This window comes from Actinoplanes oryzae, assembly GCF_030757795.1.
GTDB lineage: Bacteria > Actinomycetota > Actinomycetes > Mycobacteriales > Micromonosporaceae > Actinoplanes.
Genome location: NZ_JAUQWH010000310.1, coordinates 1 through 4,045 on the forward strand (window position 1 = coordinate 1; position 4,045 = coordinate 4,045).

The following is a 4,045-nucleotide window of genomic DNA, read 5'->3' on the forward strand; positions in this document are numbered from 1 at the left end:
CAGGAGCCCCGGAGGCCGGGCTGGCGGACGTCGGCCGCACCGACCCGCCCGAGTCCGGGCTACCAGAGATGGGCTGCACGGGAGAGTCAGTAGCCGGACCGCCGGAGGTCGGCTGCGTCGCCTGGCCGTTCTTGGCGGTCACGCTCGGACCGGACGGCGTGCCCGGGCCCCGGAACAAGCTCGAGGGAGGCGTCGGGTGATTCGCCGGCAGCGGAGCGGGGCTGACCTGCTCGGGCGAGGTGCCGCCCTGCGACCACGGCCGCCCGGTGCCATCAGGCGCCGGCACCCGCGCGGAACCACCGGCGTTCCCTCCCGCCGAGCCGTTCCCTACACCCACCGCACCATGACCCGAACCGGCCGCACCACTGCCCGTGCCCGTCGCGCCACTGCCCATGCCTGTCACGCCGCTGGAGCCGGCCGGGCCGGTGGGGTCGGCCGCGCCGCTGGAGCCCGCCGCGCCGCTGGAGCCCGCCGGGCCGCTGCGGGGCACTGCTGTGCCGTTCGGGGCGACCGGGTTCGATCCGCCCGGCACGCTGCTGCTTGCGCCGGGAGCGCCGAAGGGCGTGCTGCCGGCACTGTTGCTCCCGTAGGCGCCGCCGGGCTGCCCATGGGCGCCGGGCAGGCCGTGCGAGCTGCCGTGCTGGCCATGCGAGCTGCCGGGCTGACCGTAAGCGCCGCTGCTCGCCGGGCCCGAGGTCGGGATCGGACCGCCGCCGTGGATGGCCCCACCCGCGTGGCTGCCGTTACCGGCGAGACTGCCGTTACTGGCGAGATTGCCGTTACCGGCAAGACTGCTGTCCCGGGCGAGACCGCCGTTACCAGCGTGGCTGCCGTTGGTGGAGGGGGCGGACGGGCCGGGCTGCGCCGCGCGATCGCCCGGCCGGTAGACGCCTCCGTTGCCGTGCCCGGGCTGGGCCGGGTACGCCGGGGCGGGGGTGTGCGGCGCCGGCCGCCCCCCGGGTGCCGGCGTGTTGTCCAGCTCCTCCGGCGGCCAGAAGGGCTCGACGTCCCGGTCGGGTGTCGTGCCGTTCGTGCCCGGGACGTAGACGCGGTCGGCGTTCTCGTCCTCCACGGATGGATCCTCCCCGTCAAGCTCAGTCGTACCTGCGTGCTATCTCTTCAGACTCGCACAAACGGTCATGCCTCGTACACTGCCCAGGCCCCGGGCTCGGTCCACCACGAGCGCTTGCGGGCCATGGTCCCGGCGACGCCGTCATCGAGGAACTGCAGCTCGCCGTCGCGCGGGAGCACCGAGACCGCTCGTCCGCGGGCGCGGCGCACCTCGACGCGTACCGTCGGCTTCTTGAAGCGCTGCTTGACCACTTTCGGCACCGCGACCGCGACCTCGACCCGGCCGTCGGTGGGGTCGCCGTCCGCGAGCAGGCGCAGGCCGTCGAACTCCGCGTAGGCCCCGGCGTTACCGATCGCACACGCCACGATGCCGTCCGTGCCGTCGGAGAGGACCGCGTCGTCGACCTCGATGCGCCCCCGCCACGGCACCGCGCGGCCGGCCTCGTCGACGCCGCCGACCAGCGCGCCGTCCACTGTGACCGATCCGCCGTCGTTGCGGAGGAGGTCGAGCCGCCGAACACTGCCCTTGAGGACGGCGGCGGCCACCGCTGCCGGCTCCCGGGGCAGCCCCAGCTGCGCGGCGAGGTCTTCCTTGTTGCCCGGATCGAGCGGAAGGATCCCGATCGGCGGCAGGTCCGGCACCGTGCGGTTGTCGGCCAGGTCGGCGGGCCGCTTGCTGGGCGGCGGCGCATACCGCCGGACCAGTCGCCGCATCACCGCCCGGAGCTGCCCGTCCGCCGCGGTGGCGACCACGAGGCGCACCTTGCTGTCCGCGTCGGGCCAGGACAATCCGTCCGTACGCGGGGCCGCGTCGAGCCGGGCGATCACCGCGTCGATCTCGGCGTCCGACCCGGCGACCACGGTCTCGACCCGCGCCCCGGCCTCGGTCAGCGCCTCGGCGCACTTGAGCACGGGCACCCGCGGCGCCGCGCACGACCCACAGCCGCCCTCGCCGTGATCGTGCCCACACCCACTCGCGCCGCTCATGCCGTCCACACGGCCCGCATCGCCCGACCCGTTCACCGAGGCCGCGATGTCGTCCGATTTGTCCGGGACGCCGCACGCGCCACAGGCACCGCCGCAGCCGCCGGCGCCCGAGCCGTTCTCCGCGAGGCTCAGCAGGATGACGTCGTACATGTCAGGCCTCGCTCAGCACCGAGTGGCGCTCGATGACCTCTTCCCGGCCGGGGCCGACGCCGACGATCGAGATGCGCGCGCCGACGCGGCTCTCGACGAACTCGACGAAGCGCTGCGCGTTCTCCGGCAGCTCGTCGAAGTTGCGGCACTCGCTGATGCTGGTCTTCCAGCCGGGCAGCGTCTCGTAGACCGGCACGGCGTGGTGGAAGTCGCTCTGGCTGACCGGCATCTCGTCGTGGCGGACGCCGTTGACCTCGTACGCGACGCAGACCTTGATCTCGTCCATGTCGTCGTAATTGTCCAGCTTGGTCAGCACGAAGTCGGTGACGCCGTTGATCCGCTGGGCGTAGCGGCCCATGACCAGGTCGAGCCAGCCGATGCGGCGGGGGCGACCGGTGGTCGTGCCGTACTCGTGGCCGACCTCGCGCAGGTGGTCGCCGATCTCGTCGTGCAGCTCGGTCGGGAAGGGGCCCTCGCCGACCCGGCTGGTGAACGCCTTGAGCACGGCCACCACCCGGTCGACCCGGGTCGGCGGGATGCCCGAGCCGGTGCAGGCGCCGCCGGCGGTCGCGTTGGAGCTGGTCACGAAGGGGTAGGTGCCGTGGTCGACGTCGAGCAGCGTCGCCTGGCCGGCCTCGCAGAGCACGACCTTGCCCTCGTCGAGCGCCTGGGACAGCTCGAGCGCGGTGTCGGCGACCATGGGCCGCAGCCGCTCCGCATAGGAGAGCAGGTCCTTGATGACCTCCTCCGGCTTGATGGCGCTGCGGTTGTAGATCTTCGACAGGACCTGGTTCTTGAACGACAGGGCCGCCTCGACCTTCTGCCGGAGGATCGACTCGTCGAAGAGGTCCTGGACGCGCACGCCCATGCGGTTCATCTTGTCGGCGTAGGTCGGGCCGATGCCGCGGCCCGTGGTGCCGATCCGGCGGGCGCCGAGGAAGCGCTCGTTCACCTTGTCGAGGGAGCGGTTGTACGAGGCGATGACGTGGGCGTTGGCGCTGATCCGCAGCCGGGAGGTGTCGATGCCGCGGGCCTCGAGCCCGTCGATCTCCTCGAAGAGGACGGCCAGGTCCACCACGACGCCGTTGCCGATGACCGGGATCACGCCCGGCGTCAGGATGCCGCTCGGAAGCAGGTGGAGGGCGTATTTCTCACCCTTGATCACCACGGTGTGGCCCGCGTTGTTGCCGCCGTTGAACTTCACCACGTAGTCCAGCCGGTCGCCCAGCAGGTCCGTGGCCTTGCCCTTGCCCTCGTCGCCCCACTGGGCGCCGACCAACACGATCACCGGCACTTTGACTGACGCCTTCCGTTGACACACGGCGTACGCGGAGAGGTCCGGGTACTGCCGAAGTTTACGCGACTCCGCAGCTCATCGCCGGATGGTTGTCCACAGGTCGGACCGGTTATCCACAGGGTTGCCGAGTTATCCACAGGCTGTGATCACGTGACTGCACCGGGTGCAATGTGGACAAGTTCGGTCGTTCCGGCGGCGGCCCGTAGGATCGCCGGGTGCGCGTACTTCTCATCGGATCCGGCGGGCGTGAGCACGCCCTCGCAGTCGGCCTGGCCGCAGACCCCTCGGTGGAGCAGCTCTTCGCCGCCCCCGGCAACCCGGGCATCGCCGCGGTCGCCGAGCTGCGCGACGTCCAGGCCACCGACCCCGCGGCCGTGGCCGCGCTGGCCGTGGAGCTGGCGGCCGACCTCGTGGTGATCGGCCCGGAGGCACCGCTCGTGGCGGGCGTCGCCGATGCCGTACGCGCGAAGGGTGTCGCCTGCTTCGGCCCGAGCGCCGCCGCCGCCCGGCTCGAGGGCTCGAAGGCCTTCGCCAAGGACG

General features: G+C 72.4%; 2 protein-coding genes and 2 pseudogenes. 1 reads left to right on the top strand and 3 read right to left on the bottom strand.

All coding sequences use genetic code 11. The features are described from left to right. The 3 genes and pseudogenes from RBH18_RS43295 to RBH18_RS43305 all read right to left on the bottom strand — a co-directional run. Positions 1-1,072: pseudogene (locus tag RBH18_RS43295) on the bottom strand (hypothetical protein); the annotation flags it as partial. A gap of 65 nt (positions 1,073-1,137) precedes the next feature. Next, positions 1,138-2,208, bottom strand: coding sequence for a diacylglycerol kinase family protein (locus tag RBH18_RS43300; RefSeq protein WP_306216343.1), 1,071 nt, complete (start codon positions 2,206-2,208; stop codon positions 1,138-1,140). 1 nt (position 2,209) lies between these two features. Beyond that, entirely contained in the window at positions 2,210-3,502 is a 1,293-nt protein-coding gene (locus RBH18_RS43305) for an adenylosuccinate synthase (RefSeq protein ID WP_306216344.1), read from the bottom strand. A 218-nt stretch (positions 3,503-3,720) separates the two neighbouring features. Between RBH18_RS43305 and RBH18_RS43310 the strand changes: the two are divergent. After that, a pseudogene (locus RBH18_RS43310) lies at positions 3,721-4,045 on the top strand (phosphoribosylamine--glycine ligase); the annotation flags it as partial.